The 12,516-nt window shown below is 67.8% G+C and carries 15 protein-coding genes; 9 read left to right on the top strand and 6 right to left on the bottom strand.

The genetic code is table 11. The annotated features are described in order from the left end of the window. Together VKI00_RS12695 and VKI00_RS12700 are read left to right on the top strand one after the other, a co-directional pair. Positions 1 to 222 (top strand): Rieske (2Fe-2S) protein (locus tag VKI00_RS12695; protein WP_324437813.1); only part of this gene is annotated, 222 nt, incomplete at its 5' end. Continuing rightward, positions 219 to 572 carry a hypothetical protein gene (locus VKI00_RS12700; RefSeq protein WP_324437815.1) on the top strand — a complete coding sequence of 118 codons (354 nt, stop codon included), beginning with the start codon at positions 219 to 221 and terminating at the stop codon, positions 570 to 572. The genes VKI00_RS12695 and VKI00_RS12700, both read left to right, overlap by 4 nt. Before the next feature lie 10 nt (positions 573 to 582). Here the strand turns inward: VKI00_RS12700 and VKI00_RS12705 are convergent, their stop codons facing one another. Together VKI00_RS12705 and VKI00_RS12710 are read right to left on the bottom strand one after the other, a co-directional pair. Then, a complete protein-coding gene (locus VKI00_RS12705) occupies positions 583 to 2,145 on the bottom strand; it encodes an NAD(P)/FAD-dependent oxidoreductase (RefSeq protein ID WP_324437817.1) in 1,563 nt (520 codons plus the stop codon). Between the two features lie 66 nt (positions 2,146 to 2,211). Further along, the gene (locus VKI00_RS12710) at positions 2,212 to 2,838 is read right to left on the bottom strand and encodes a TetR/AcrR family transcriptional regulator (RefSeq protein ID WP_324437819.1); all 627 of its coding nucleotides are present in this window, start codon (positions 2,836 to 2,838) and stop codon (positions 2,212 to 2,214) included. A gap of 71 nt (positions 2,839 to 2,909) precedes the next feature. Between VKI00_RS12710 and VKI00_RS12715 the strand changes: the two genes are divergently transcribed. After that, positions 2,910 to 3,389 (top strand): DUF2834 domain-containing protein, encoded by a 480-nt coding sequence (locus VKI00_RS12715; protein ID WP_324437821.1) that lies wholly within the window; start codon positions 2,910 to 2,912, stop codon positions 3,387 to 3,389. Here the strand turns inward: VKI00_RS12715 and VKI00_RS12720 are convergent. Together VKI00_RS12720 and serS are read right to left on the bottom strand one after the other, a co-directional pair. Then, positions 3,386 to 4,522: a GGDEF domain-containing protein gene (locus VKI00_RS12720; RefSeq protein WP_324437823.1), complete on the bottom strand. Its 1,137-nt coding sequence runs from the start codon at positions 4,520 to 4,522 to the stop codon at positions 3,386 to 3,388. The genes VKI00_RS12715 and VKI00_RS12720 overlap by 4 nt on opposite strands. 122 nt (positions 4,523 to 4,644) lie before the next feature. Then, positions 4,645 to 5,901: a serine--tRNA ligase gene (gene serS, locus VKI00_RS12725; RefSeq protein ID WP_324437825.1), complete on the bottom strand. Its 1,257-nt coding sequence runs from the start codon at positions 5,899 to 5,901 to the stop codon at positions 4,645 to 4,647. A gap of 93 nt (positions 5,902 to 5,994) precedes the next feature. Here serS and VKI00_RS12730 point away from each other — a divergent pair, with 93 nt between their 5' ends. From VKI00_RS12730 to VKI00_RS12740, 3 genes are all read left to right on the top strand, one after another. Next, positions 5,995 to 7,386 carry a septum formation family protein gene (locus tag VKI00_RS12730; RefSeq protein WP_324437827.1) on the top strand — a complete coding sequence of 464 codons (1,392 nt, stop codon included), beginning with the start codon at positions 5,995 to 5,997 and terminating at the stop codon, positions 7,384 to 7,386. Between the two features lie 4 nt (positions 7,387 to 7,390). Continuing rightward, a complete protein-coding gene (locus tag VKI00_RS12735; protein ID WP_324437829.1) occupies positions 7,391 to 7,741 on the top strand; it encodes a metallopeptidase family protein in 351 nt (116 codons plus the stop codon). 68 nt (positions 7,742 to 7,809) lie between these two features. After that, the gene (locus VKI00_RS12740; RefSeq protein WP_324437831.1) at positions 7,810 to 8,013 is read left to right on the top strand and encodes a hypothetical protein; all 204 of its coding nucleotides are present in this window, start codon (positions 7,810 to 7,812) and stop codon (positions 8,011 to 8,013) included. A gap of 22 nt (positions 8,014 to 8,035) precedes the next feature. Here VKI00_RS12740 and VKI00_RS12745 read toward each other — a convergent pair whose 3' ends face one another. Then, on the bottom strand, positions 8,036 to 8,713 hold the full coding sequence (locus tag VKI00_RS12745; RefSeq protein WP_324437833.1) for a histidine phosphatase family protein: 678 nt from the start codon (positions 8,711 to 8,713) through the stop codon (positions 8,036 to 8,038). Beyond that, the gene (pheA, locus tag VKI00_RS12750; protein ID WP_324437835.1) at positions 8,710 to 9,651 is read right to left on the bottom strand and encodes a prephenate dehydratase; all 942 of its coding nucleotides are present in this window, start codon (positions 9,649 to 9,651) and stop codon (positions 8,710 to 8,712) included. The genes VKI00_RS12745 and pheA overlap by 4 nt, the downstream gene beginning before the upstream one ends. 100 nt (positions 9,652 to 9,751) lie before the next feature. On the opposite strand from pheA, the gene VKI00_RS12755 reads away from it, so the two are divergent. Genes VKI00_RS12755 through VKI00_RS12765 form a run of 3 tightly spaced genes read left to right on the top strand, consistent with a single transcriptional unit; the run spans position 9,752 to position 12,506 of the window. Continuing rightward, a complete protein-coding gene (locus VKI00_RS12755; protein ID WP_324437837.1) occupies positions 9,752 to 10,546 on the top strand; it encodes a DUF2470 domain-containing protein in 795 nt (264 codons plus the stop codon). Positions 10,547 to 10,576: 30 nt separating this feature from the next. Next, a complete protein-coding gene (locus VKI00_RS12760; RefSeq protein ID WP_324437839.1) occupies positions 10,577 to 11,362 on the top strand; it encodes a type II CAAX endopeptidase family protein in 786 nt (261 codons plus the stop codon). A gap of 7 nt (positions 11,363 to 11,369) precedes the next feature. Next, positions 11,370 to 12,506 carry an LCP family protein gene (locus tag VKI00_RS12765; protein WP_324437841.1) on the top strand — a complete coding sequence of 379 codons (1,137 nt, stop codon included), beginning with the start codon at positions 11,370 to 11,372 and terminating at the stop codon, positions 12,504 to 12,506. Positions 12,507 to 12,516: the final 10 nt, after the last annotated feature.

Below are 12,516 nucleotides of genomic sequence, written 5' to 3' on the forward strand. Positions count from 1 at the left end.
GCCGACGGCTGGTTCGGCGAGGCGCACGACGACACCGCGTCGATCACCATGGACGGCTGGGAGATTCAGCGACGGTGCCCGCATCTGAAGGCAGACCTGTCCAAGTTCGGGGCGGTCGAGGGCAGCACGCTGACCTGCAACCTGCACGGGTGGCAGTGGAACTTGGAGAACGGCCGCTGCCTCACCACGCGGGGCCACGAGCTTCGGAGCTCCCGGCTGTGAGCGCGGCTGGCTACGGCGCCTACGGCTCCTACGACGACGGCCTGGTCCAGCTGGACCGGGAGGCAATCACGTTGCGCCGCTATCACTTTCCGTCTGGCACATCGAAGATCGTCGCGCTGGGCCGAATCCGCGGGTACAAAGCGCAGCCGCTGGGGCTGTTCATGCACCGCTTCCGCATCTGGGGCAGCTCGGATCTGCGCCGCTGGCTGCCGTTGGACGTGCGGCGGCCGCTGCGGTCAACGCTGATCACTCTGGACGTGCCGGGGACCCGACCGAGTCCCGCCTTCACCCCGGCGGATCCGGACGAGTTCACCGCGCTGCTGGACCGGCTACTCGACGAGCTGGATTAGCCAGAGGCGGTCAGCGGCCGGCGTCGGCCAGCGCCGCCTGGGCCGCGTTATACCCGGGGATGAACGTGATCCCCGGCCCGCCGTGGCATCCGGTGCTGGCCAGATAAAGCCCGTGGAGCGGAATCGGTTGGCCGATATAGCCTTTCGGCCCGGGCCGGTTCGGTCCGACCTGCTGCGCGTGGAATAGGCCGTGGCAGTAGTCACCGCCGGGCGCGCCGAACATCACGCCCATGTGCTTGGGCGTGAAAGTGGTGTGCCGGCCGATGCTGCGCTCGAAGTTGGGCGCCAACCGGGTGATCTTGTCGATCACCCGCTGACCCATCTCGACCTTGGCCGCGCCGTAGTCGACTTCGCCCTCGATCGGGAACCACAGCGCGAACGCCGACGCGGCGTGCTTGCCCTCGGGCGCCAGGCCGGGATCGTTCTGCGAGGGAATCTGGAAGACGACCGTCGGGTCGGCGGGGACGATCCCGCGCCGGCAGTCCTCCCACTGCTGCTGGACCTCCTCCGGCGTGCTGAAGATGCCGATCGATGCCTGCATGCTCGGGTCGTTGAGGGCCTCGTAGGGCGCGGCGAACTCGGGGGCCTCGTCCAACGCGAAATGCATTTGGATATAACTGCCGCGGTGGTCGATGCGTGCATAGCGTTCGCGGATGTCGGCCGGCAGCACCGCGGCGTCGATCAGCTCGTTGACCGTCACGTCCGGCGCGATCGCGGAGATCACGATCGGGGCGGTCAGGGTCTCCCCCGCCTCGGTGCGCACCCCGCCCACCTTGCCGTCGTTGACGACGATCTCGGTCACCTTCGTGCGCAGCCGAACCTCACCGCCGCCGTCGACCAGCGACTCGGCCAGGTGTGCGGTGAGCGCGCCGATGCCGCCGCGCAGCTTCTTCATCTGCATGGTGTCGCCGTCGGGAACGCCGAGCCCGAAGGCAAGTGCCGCCGCGCTGCCGGGCGTGGCCGGCCCGCGGTAGAGGGTGTTGACCGCCAGGACGGTCATCGAACCGCGCAGCGCACCGTGCTTCTCGCGGTCCGGTAGATAGCGGTCCAACACGTCGGTGACCGAGCCGAACAGCATGTCATCGATCGCCGAGCGTTCGAATTCGTTTGTCGCACAGGCATACATCTCGTCGATCGTCTTCGGCGGCGTGCCGGCCTCGAACCGGCCCAGCGCCCGGGTCGGCGCCTGCGCCCAGCCCATCAGCCCGGCCATTCCGTTGACGGCGTCCGCCCCGTGCACCTCGTTGAGGTGGGTGAACAGCTTGATCGGGTCGCTGTACTGGATCATCGGATCGTCGCCCACGCCGCGCAGCGCCACCGACATCACGTCGAGGTCGATGGTCGGCAGCGTATCCAGGCCGAGTTCGTGGCGGACCACCGGCGCGGTGGGGAACTGCACCGAGCCCGCGATCTCGAACTGGTAGCCGTCGAAAAGCTCTACGGTGGACGCCATCCCACCCGCGTAGAGCTTGGATTCCAGACACAGCGTGCGCAGCCCGGCACGCTGCAGCAGCACGGCGGCGGCCAATCCGTTGTGTCCGGCACCAATGACGATCGCGTCGTAATCGGTCATCTGCTCCCGCCTCTCAAGCCTGCCGCTCTGCTTGCGCAGGCTGGCACGGATGGGAAGTTTTGTCAATTATGACGAAACTGGGTCAGACGACCACGCATCGGTGATGCCGGCACGCAGCGATTCCAGCGCCACATGGCACACCCGCGCCAGCTCGCCCAGCGATCGGTTGTCACTCAGCATCCACACTTCCATCGCACCGAAAACCGCTGCCGCGATACACCGCGCGGTCACCGCCATGAGCAGCCGCTCATCGGGCGTCGGGTCCGCGACACAGCTACGGCGTTGCAGCTGCGCCTGGATGGCGTCGGCGAAGTCGGCCTGGACGTCCTGAATGTGGCGGACGATGCGGCCCGGGTCTAGCTCGTCGCCCCTCAACGTGGCGATTTTCGCCACTGCTTCAACGTCATAGGGAAACGAGAAGATCGCCGATTGGACCGAATCGATAATCGGTTCATCGGCCGGCCGGTCGTCCAGCGCTGCGCGAAACCAGTGCAGTCCGGTGTAGTCGGCAAACAGCAAATCGTGTTTGGACCGGAAGTGGCGATAGAACGTCCGCAGCGACACTCCGGCATCGGCGGCGATCTGCTCGGCCGAGGTCTCCTTGACACCCTGGGCCAGGAATCGCACCAGCGCAGCCTGACGCAGCGCCTCTCGCGTGCGCTCGCTGCGCGCTGTCTGCGCGGGCCGGACCATGGCAGTAAGGTACCTCAGTTTCTTGTTATGTCATTATTGACAAAACTTACCGACAAGGTGAGACTTCGCCCATGATCTGGCTTTACATTCACGCAATCCTCGGGCTTGCCGTTATCGGCTGGATTCTCGCGTCGAACCCGAAGATCTACGCCAAACCGGCCGACGGGCCGTGGCTTTCGCCGCTGGAATGTGTTTACTACGCGGCCGGCATCGCGTCGATCGTGCTGGGCTGGTATTTCAACATCCACTTCGTGCTGGCCGCGGGTGGACAAGGCAGCATCGTGCAAGGGCCGGCCAGCTACCCGCACTTCCTGGCCCAGCAGTTCGCCAATCCGGCTGCCGGATCGGGCGATCAGGACTACATCATCGCGAATGTCATTCTGCTACCGGTGTTTACCATCGTTGACGGCTACCGGCGTGGCATCCGGCGTCCCTGGCTGTTCTTCCTCGCCAGCTTCTTCACCAGCTTTTCCTTCCCGCTGGCCTGGTATTTCGCCACCGTCGAACGGCAGCGGCGGCATGAACACGCCCTCCAGAAGGTGCCCGCCTAGGCGGTGAGATCGTCGCTGCGGTAATCACTTTCGTATGTCGCAAAAGCGTCTCGCGGCGGCGGGATCGGCGAGCGATTGCGGCCGGTCTGGTTTCCGCCGCGCCGTTTGGCGGCATACATCGCGCCGTCGGCCGCCGCGATCAACTCCGCGAGTAAGTCGACACCGTCACCGGCCTGGTGCGCAGGGTGAATGCCGGCGGTTCCGATGCTGGCGGTGACGCCGAACGGCAGTGCGGCGATGACGTCACACAGTTGCTGCGCTCGCAGCTGCACCTCGTCCGGATGCCAGATGTCGGCGATCACGAATTCTTCGCCGCCCGAACGGCAGATGAGTGCGGTGTCGTCGGTGGTGTCGCGCAGCGCACGTGCCACCGAGACCAGCGCATCGTCGCCGGTGCGGTGTCCGTAGTTGTCGTTGAGCTGCTTGAACCGGTCCAAGTCGATCACGGCGATCACAAAGTGGGCAAGCCCGTCGCGACCCTGCTCGAGGCGGTCCTTCGCGCGCCGACGAAAGGCGCGCCGGGTCAGCAGGCCGGTGAGCTCGTCCCGCTCAGCCCGTTCGGCGTCGGAGCTGAGCATGTGCACCACCACCTGGATACCAGAGGGCACAGCCACGTTGAGTAACAGCAGCAGCAAGTAATCAACCAGGCCGGCGACGACGCCAAACGTCGCCGCCATTCGGACGGCAACGACGCCGCTGACCACGCCGGCGACCGCGAAGTTGTAGGCCATCAACGGCGCGCCGTGAAACAGCGCGATATAGCTGGCCGTAGCCACAAACGTCGCACACGTCAGCATGGAGATAAGAGGATTGTGCTGGGCCAGCGCGATCAGGGCGATGCTCGCGGTGGACAGCACGGCGAACCCCGTCGCCGCTGCGCGAGTTGGCCAGCGTAGGGCCCACAACAGCGCGCCAACCGCGGCGCTCACGGCCGCGGTCAGCGTGCAGGCCAGCGGGATAACGCCACGTGGACCGGTGGGGGTCCAGATCGTGCCCACCGCGTCAACCGATAAGCCCGCGGCGATCACCACGATGGCGGCGCGGGCGACGATGGCCATACCGCGGGCCTGTAGGTGAGCACTCAGCCGGTCGTAGTGGTCGGCTTGTCGCCACCACAGTTTGAGCCAGCCCATCGCGCTTACACCCTTCGCCGCGGTTGCCCCATCCACGCATGCAGGACGTTGGTCAGACGATGATAGTTGAGGAATGTGGCGCGATTTTCTCTTTGCTGTCTTCGTCGGCGCAAACGCCGGAGCTAGATCGGCTCGAGCAATTCGGTGCCGACGAACGGCGCCAGCGCGTCCGGGACCCGCACACTGCCGTCGGGCCGTTGGTGGTTTTCCAAGATGGCTACCAGCCAGCGGGTGGTGGCCAGCGTGCCGTTGAGCGTCGCGGCGATCTGCGGCTTGCCATTCTCGTCCCGGTAGCGCGTCGCCAGCCGGCGGGCCTGGAACGTGGTGCAGTTGGACGTCGAGGTCAGCTCGCGGTAGGCGCGCTGCGTCGGCACCCAGGCCTCGCAGTCGAACTTGCGGGCCGCCGACGAGCCGAGATCGCCTGCGGCCACGTCGATTACCCGATAGGGCACTTCGATGCGGGCCAGCATCTCACGCTGCCAGCCCAGCAGCCGCTGATGCTCGGCCTCAGCGTCGTCCGGCGTGCAGTAAACGAATCCTTCGACCTTGTCGAACTGATGCACCCGGATGATTCCGCGGGTGTCCTTGCCGTAACTGCCGGCCTCGCGACGGAAGCACGACGACCAGCCGGCGTAGCGCAACGGCCCACCGGACAGGTCGAGGATCTCGTCGGCGTGGTAGCCGGCCAGCGGCACCTCCGAGGTGCCGACGAGATAGAGGTCGTCGGCCTCCACCCGGTACACCTCGTCGGCGTGCGCACCGAGGAAGCCGGTGCCCGACATCACCTCCGGGCGTACCAGCACTGGTGGAATGACCGGGATGAAACCGTTGTCGGTCGCCAGCCGGATCGCCAGCTGCAGCAGCCCCAGTTGGAGTAACGCGCCCCGACCGGTCAGGAAGTAGAACCGCGATCCGGACACCTTGGCGCCGCGCTCCATGTCGATCAGACCCAGCGCCTCGCCGAGTGCCAGGTGGTCTTTCGGATTGTCGATCGCGGCCGGCTCACCGACGACGTCCAGGACGGCGAAGTCCTCCTCTCCGCCGGCTGGCACACCGTCGATGATCACGTTCGAGATAGCCATGTGGGCGGCGGTAAACGTCGCCTCGGCGTCGGCCTGCTGGGCCTCGGCGGCTTTTACCTCGTCGGCCAGGTCGCGGGCCTGCCGGAGCAACGCCGGACGCTGATCGGGCGACGCCTTGCCCACCTCCCTGCTGACGACCTTCTGGTCGGCGCGCAGCGAATCGGCGGTCGAGATCGCGGTCCGCCGGGCGCTATCGGCTGCCAGCAGCGTGTCCACCAGAGCCGGATCCTCGCCGCGGCTTCGCTGGGATTGGCGCACGGCGTCCGGGTTTTCGCGGAGCAACTTCAGGTCGATCACGGCCTAGAACCCTACGCGTGAGGCGCCCGCCGGCGACAACCACACGACCCTACTTCTGCAACAGCTGTCACGGGACCTGGTGAGCCTGTCAGAATGGAGCCAATGTCGAACTCATCCGAGCAGCACAAGTCCCTGGCCGGGCGGCTGGGACTTCGGCTACCGCGGGTCGAGTGGCTGACTGCTCTGCAGGCATCGGCCACCCGGCGCGCGCTGCTGCTGACCGCGCTGGGCGGTCTGCTCATTGCCGGGCTCGTCACGGCCCTGCCGATCGGGGGCGGTCCCGGTCGGCTGACCGGCTACATCGACCCGGTGCCCAGCACGGGTTCGAAGGGCAATGACGCGTTCAACCACGCCACCAGCGGCAACTGCCTGATGTGGCCGGATCGGATGCCTGAAGCCGCGACCATCGTCGACTGCAAAGACGAGCACCGGTTCGAGGTCGCCGAGTCGATCGACATGCGGACGTTCCCCGGTTCGGAGTACGGCCCCGACGCCCCGCCGCCGTCGGCCACCCGCATCGAGCAGATCAGCCAGGAGCAGTGCGAGTCGGCGGTACGCCGCTATCTGGGCGCTAAATTCGACCCCAACAGCAAGTTCATCATCAGCATGCTGTGGTCCGGCGACAAAGCGTGGCGGCAAAACGGCGAGCGGCGGATGCTGTGCGGCGTGCAGCTGCCCGGCGCGGGTAACGAACAGGTCGCCTTCAAGGGCAAGGTCGCCGACGTCGACCAGTCCAAGGTCTGGCCGGACGGCACCTGCTTGGGTATCGACCCGTCGACCAATCAACCCACTGACATTCCGGTCGACTGTGCAGCGCCGCACGCGATGGAGGTCACCGGCACGGTCAACTTGCTCGCCAAGTTTCCCGACGCGCTGCCTCCCGAGCCCGAACAGGACGGCTTCATCAAGGACTCCTGCACCCGGCTGACGGACGCCTACCTCGCACCGGTTCAGTTGCGCAGCACCACCCTGACGCTGATCTACAGCACCCTGTCGTTGCCCAGCTGGTCGGCCGGCAGCCGGCAGGTTGCCTGCAGCATCGGGGCGACGCTGGGTAACGGCGGCTGGGCGACGTTGCTCAACAGCGCCAAGGGACCGCTGCGGATCAACGGTCAGTCGCCCGTTCCGCCGCCGGACATCCCGGCGGAGCGGCTCAACCTGCCGCCGATCCCGGTCGGCCCGAGCACCGGCGGCGGATCATCCTCGTCGTCGGCCGGATCGTCCGCGTCGGCCGGATCGTCGTCGGCCGGATCGTCGTCGGGCGGATCGTCGTCGGGCGGATCGAGCAGCCAACGGCAGGGCAACCAACACCTTCCGGGTCAGCAACCCGCACCGGAGCAGCCCGCACCGGCCGCACCGCCGGCTCAGCCTGCCCCTGGCGCCCCCGAAGCACCGCCACCGCCGGCTCCCGAGGCACCAGCACTGCCACCCCCGCCGCCCGCGCCGGAAGCCCCACCCCCGCCACCGCCTCCTCCAGGGGGATAGCCGAGTGGCCGTGCGGATGGATCCGCAACGGTTCGACGAGCTGGTGTCCGATGCGCTCGACCTGATCCCGCCGCGGCTCGCCGCCGTGATGGACAACGTGGTGGTGCTGGTCGCCGACCGTCACCCCGACGAAGCCGATCTGCTCGGCCTGTATGAGGGTGTGGCGCTGACCGAACGTGATTCCAACTACGCCGGTTCGCTGCCGGACACGATCACGATCTACCGCGACGCGTTGCTGGACATCTGCGATGACGACGACGAGGTGGTCGAAGAGGTGAAAGTCACCGTGGTTCACGAGATCGCCCACCACTTCGGCATCGACGACGACCGATTGCACGAACTGGGCTGGGCCTGAGCAACTTAACCGCTAGCCGACAGGCGCGGCGTCGCCAAGTTGTCGGCGATCGGTGCTAAGAACGGCGCATGAGCCGCACAGACTGCCGCGACTGCCGGGCAGGGTTGGATCACTGCCACGGCACGGTCATTCGCCATTGGTTGCACCGGTCGGAGTGCACCGAGGAGGGGTGCACCAGCCCGGAGCTGATGCCGCACGCCTTCGTCATCGATTGCGACGCGGTCGGCTGCAGCTGCGCCGAGGTGGGCGCTGCGTCCGCGATCGCGATCTGAATCCGACCACCCCGTAGGCCGGTCAGCCCATCGGGTCGGCGCCCGGCTCCACCCCGTCGGTCTCTGGCTCGGGGTAGAACGGCGGCATCTGGGTCCCCCACTGCACGCAACTCCAGCGTCCGTCGGTGACCGGCGCCAGGACCACCGCCTCGGTGTTCTTGAGGTGATGATCGAGCACGAAGGTGCTTTCGACACCGGCCAACACGGCGGCGGTCAGCCGGATCGCCGCGCCGTGGCTGACGACGACGATGTCGCTGGTCCACTCGTGGTCGTCGAGATAACGCAGCCGCAGATCGGTGACTACCGGCAGGTAGCGGTCCAGCACCTGGTTGGCGTTTTCGCCGCCCGGCATCGGCACCTCCCGCTCCCCCTCATGCCAGCGCTTATAGATCGCGTCGAACTCGGCGACCGCCTCGTCGTCGCTGCGGTTCTCCAGCTCGCCGACCTGCACCTCGTGGATGCCGGTGACCTCGCTGGCCGGCACGTCGACCTCAGCGCTGATCTCCGCCGCGGTCTGCGCCGCGCGGGTGGCCACCGAATGCAGCAACAGCCCGGGCCGGCCCAACCCGTCGCGGGCAAAAGTCCGCGCCTGGTCGCGGCCCAACGGCGTCAATTCGCTACCCGGCGGGCGGGTGTCCAACCGGCGATCGACGTTGCCGAACGACTGACCGTGTCGCACCAACACCAGACGACCGCTCATCGCGCCGGCCCCTCGCCGGTCGAACCATCGCGCAGCCGCGACAGCCAGCCCGATGCCTCGTCCAGCTCTGGTGGCGGCGCGCCGGCCGGTACTCCGGTCGGCCACGAACCCAAGTAACGCACATCGGTACAACGCCGGTGCAGTGCCTTGAGTGCCTCGGCGACGGCGTCGTCGTTGATGTGTCCGACGCAGTCCAAAAAGAACACGTAGGTACCCAATTCGGTTCGGGTGGGGCGGGATTCAATACGGGTCAGGTCGATGCCGCGGATACCGAACTCGGCGAGTGCCGATACCAGCGCGCTCGGCGCGTTGTCGATTCGCAGCACCACCGACGTGCGATCGGCGCCGGTGCGGGCCGGCGGTGGCCCGGGCGGACCGACCAGAAGAAAGCGGGTGCGCGCGTTGGCTTCGTCGACCACACCGTCGGCCAGACTCGACAATCCGCGCTGGGTGCCGGCCAGCGGCGAGCTGACCGCGGCGTCGACCTGGCCGTCGGCGACTTGCTGCGCGGCGTCGGCATTGGAGTTGGCCGGGCGCAGTTCGGCCGCTGGCAGATGCGCGGCCAGCCACCGTCGCACCTGCGCCGCGGCGACCGGGAAGGCAGCCAGCGTCCGCACGTCGGCGGCCGTCATACCCGGTTTGACGACGATGCTGAACGCCACGTCCAGCGTCAGCTCGGCGAACACCTGCAGCGGCGTCCCGATCGCCAAACTGTCCAAGGTGGGCATGACCGAACCGTCGATCGAGTTCTCGATCGGCACACAGGCGTAAGCGGCCGTGCCGTCGCGGACCGCGTCGAGAGCAGCGGGCGTGCTGTCTACCGGCAGCCGCCGCGGCGCGGCCGAGCTGTATTGCGGAACCATGCCGGCGTCGATCATCTGCAGCAGCGCCGCCTCGGTGAAGGTCCCTTCAGGACCGAGATACGCGATGCCTGCCACGACCAAAACCCTATCGAACCATACGTCTTGTGCCGTCCGATCGCCCTAGTTAAGTTAGGCTTACCTCACTAGATTTCCGGACGAGCCAGGACGGTCAACGATGACACTTGCCAACTGCCCGGCCCCTACCACGGCCGAGCGGATCCGCAGCACCTGTGTGCGGGCGGGCGGAGCGCTGCTGGCCGTCGAAGGCGCCGAGCCGCTCACCACCCCGCTGCACCACCTGTTCGGCGACGGTTCGTTCGCGGTGACCGTTCCGGTCGGTGGGGCGGTGGCCGCGCATCTAGCCGACGGCGGGGCGCAGGCCGTGCTGGAGTTGGCCGACTACGCGCCGCTGCCGTTGCGTGAGCCGGTGCGCTCGCTGGTCTGGATCCGCGGCCGGCTCCACCAGGTGCCGCTGCCAACCGTGGGCGGGATGCTGGACAGGATTGCCGCCCAGGATGCCAACCCGGCACTGCTGCAAGTGCAGACGCCGGAATCGGGTCCCGTCGCCGAGCACGACACCCGCTACCTGCTGGCTCGACTGGAGATCGAGTCGGTAGTGGTCACCGACGCGACCGGGGCCGAGGCGGTCGACGTGCGGACCCTGCTGGCCGCGCGGCCCGACCCGTTCTGCGCGTTCGAGTCGTGCTGGATTCGGCACCTGGACACCGCCCACCAAGACGTGGTCGCCCGACTGGCCGCCCGGCTGCCCGCGCGGCTGCGGCGCGGCGACGTCCGCCCGCTCGGGGTGGACCGCTACGGCGTGCGGCTACGCGTCGAAAGCGCCGACGGTGACCGCGACGTCCGGCTGCCGTTCCGTCAGCCGGTCGACGACGTCACCGGCCTCGGCCAGGCCATCCGGGTGCTGATGGGCTGCCCGTTCGTCAACGGATTGCGGGCCCGCCGAGACTGAGTAACCGCGGGCCCCGGTTACCGTGTCGAGGTGGCAGTCCCGCCGAATAAGCCCCTAAGTTCCGCCGACTCGCAGCTGACGCAGCGCCGCGCGCTGCGTCTCGAGCTCGCGATCGTGTTGTGCGTGACGTTCGGTCTCAGCGGCGTCACCGCGATCCTGCAACTTGCCGACTCGGTGCTGCGCAACCTCAGCGCTCAGCGGATCCCGCTCAACCCGCGGCGGTCTTACTTCGACCTGATCGACCTCGGCCTGAATGCGACCTTCGTCGTGCAACTGATCGCCTGGGGCGGGCTTGGGCTATATCTGTTGTGGCGCAGCGGATTAAGCCCCGCCCGGATCGGGCTGGCGCGCTTCGATTGGCGCGTTGATCTTCCCGGCGGCGTCGGCCTGGCCGCGTTGATCGGCCTGCCGGGGCTGGCGCTCTACCTGGCCGCGCGGGCATTGCACATCAATGCGTCGGTCGTCCCGTCCAGCTTGGGTGACACCTGGTGGCGGGTCCCGATGCTGCTGCTGGTCGCCTTCGCCAATGGCTGGGCCGAAGAGATCATCGTCGTCGGTTACCTGCTCACCCGGTTGAAGCAGCTGGGCGTCGGCCCGCGCGCGGCACTGGCGTGGTCAAGCGTGCTGCGCGGCACCTATCACCTCTACCAAGGCTTCGGCGCGGGGCTGGGCAATGTCGCGATGGGCCTGGTGTTCGGCTATGCCTGGCAGCGCACCGGCCGGCTCTGGCCGTTGGTGATCGCACACGGGATCATCGACGCCGTGGCTTTTGTCGGATACGCGCTGCTGGCCGGCCATCTGCGCTGGCTGCACTGAGGCGGTCATGAACAACCCCCAACCCCCCGAGCCGCCGCCGGTGATCCGTCGCGGGCCTCGACGCCCACCGCCGGCCAAGCCGCCACCACCCAAGACGGCCGCGTCGGAAGCCCGAACCGTGCGCATACGTCGTGCCGGTCCGCCGCCGGCACCGCCACGCAAGCCCCGGCCGCGACGCAAAAGGGCGTGGGCCCAACTCATTTCGCTGAGCTTGGTGACCGTCGTTCTGCTGATCAGCGCCGGCATCCTGGGCGGCACGCTGCGGATGGAGACGGCGTTGCACCGCGAGCCGGTGCTGACGGACTACCCCGGCAGGCCGGCGTCCGGACGGGGCAGCACGTGGCTGCTGGTCGGCTCGGACAGCCGGCAAGGCCTCACCGTCGAGCAGCAGCAGGCGTTGGCGACCGGCGGCGACACCGGCAACGGCCGCACCGACACCATGCTGCTGGTCCACGTGCCGGCGTTGAGGTCACGCACTCCGACGACAATGGTGTCCATCCCGCGTGACTCCTATGTGCCGATTCCCGGCTACGGCCGCGACAAGCTCAACGCGGCATTCGCGATGGGCGGGGCGCCGCTACTGGCGCAGACGGTGGAACAAGCCACCGGACTGCGTCTGGACCATTACGCCGAGGTCGGATTCAACGGGTTCGCCGTCCTGGTCGACGCGCTCGGCGGGGTCACCGTCTGTCCTGCGGAGCCGATGAACGATTCCCTTGCCGGCATCGACCTGCCCGCCGGATGCCAGAAACTGGACGGCCGCGACGCGCTCGGCTACGTCCGCTCCCGGGACACTCCGCGGGCCGACCTCGACCGCATGGTCAATCAGCGACAGTTCATGTCGGCGGTGCTGCATCGCGCCGCAAGCCCGGCGGTATGGCTGAACCCATGGCGGTGGTATTCGGTGGCACACGCGGCGACCGGCGCCCTGACCATCGACAAGGGCGATCACGCGTGGGACATGGCCCGGCTGGGCTGGGCGCTGCACGGATCGACCACCGCGCTGACCGTCCCGATCGGCGAGTTCACCGGTAGCGACGTCGGCTCGGTCGTGGTGTGGGATCACGAGAAGGCCGCCCGGCTGTTCGACGCACTGGCTGCCGATCAGCCGGTACCGTCGACCGTTCTCGGCGACCGGCCTTAGCGCAGCGATT

This window comes from Mycobacterium sp. (assembly GCF_035314665.1).
Lineage (GTDB): Bacteria > Actinomycetota > Actinomycetes > Mycobacteriales > Mycobacteriaceae > Mycobacterium.

Excerpts from the sequence above, each read along its gene's own strand:
- VKI00_RS12715 (WP_324437821.1), top strand. The coding sequence starts at position 2,910 with ATGATCTGGCTTTACATTCACGCAATCCTCGGGCTTGCCGTTATCGGC.
- VKI00_RS12730 (WP_324437827.1), top strand. The coding sequence starts at position 5,995 with ATGGAGCCAATGTCGAACTCATCCGAGCAGCACAAGTCCCTGGCCGGG.
- VKI00_RS12740 (WP_324437831.1), top strand. The coding sequence starts at position 7,810 with ATGAGCCGCACAGACTGCCGCGACTGCCGGGCAGGGTTGGATCACTGC.
- VKI00_RS12720 (WP_324437823.1), bottom strand. The coding sequence starts at position 4,522 with ATGGGCTGGCTCAAACTGTGGTGGCGACAAGCCGACCACTACGACCGG.
- VKI00_RS12745 (WP_324437833.1), bottom strand. The coding sequence starts at position 8,713 with ATGAGCGGTCGTCTGGTGTTGGTGCGACACGGTCAGTCGTTCGGCAAC.
- VKI00_RS12710 (WP_324437819.1), bottom strand. The coding sequence starts at position 2,838 with ATGGTCCGGCCCGCGCAGACAGCGCGCAGCGAGCGCACGCGAGAGGCG.
- VKI00_RS12705 (WP_324437817.1), bottom strand. The coding sequence starts at position 2,145 with ATGACCGATTACGACGCGATCGTCATTGGTGCCGGACACAACGGATTG.
- VKI00_RS12755 (WP_324437837.1), top strand. The coding sequence starts at position 9,752 with ATGACACTTGCCAACTGCCCGGCCCCTACCACGGCCGAGCGGATCCGC.
- VKI00_RS12765 (WP_324437841.1), top strand. The coding sequence starts at position 11,370 with ATGAACAACCCCCAACCCCCCGAGCCGCCGCCGGTGATCCGTCGCGGG.